General features: G+C 51.4%; 1 pseudogene. It reads left to right on the top strand.

Annotated elements, in window-relative coordinates:
* Positions 1-247 (top strand): annotated as a pseudogene (locus ACFINA_RS09780) (hypothetical protein); the annotation flags it as partial.

The following is a 247-nucleotide window of genomic DNA, read 5'->3' as shown; positions in this document are numbered from 1 at the left end:
CAGAGACAGCCAAGAGTGTTTCAGAAGAAGCCAAGGCTAAAGCAGCAAGCGTGGAGACTATTGCGACAGAAGCGAAATCTACAGCGTTTACAGCCTTAACAGAAGCAAGAGAAGCGAAGAGCACGGCATCGGAAACGAAGGGATTGGCGGAAGCAGCGAAAAGCGCCGCAGATAATGCAACAGCGCAAGTAGAGCAAGCCGTAAGAGAGGCTACCGCCGCAAAGTCTAAAGCGGACAGTTTAGAGGT

This window comes from Bartonella sp. AC10YNML, assembly GCF_042196825.1.
GTDB lineage: Bacteria > Pseudomonadota > Alphaproteobacteria > Rhizobiales > Rhizobiaceae > Bartonella.
The sequence above is the reverse complement of the archived record's forward strand: the minus strand, read 5'-3'. Positions and strand labels throughout refer to the sequence as shown.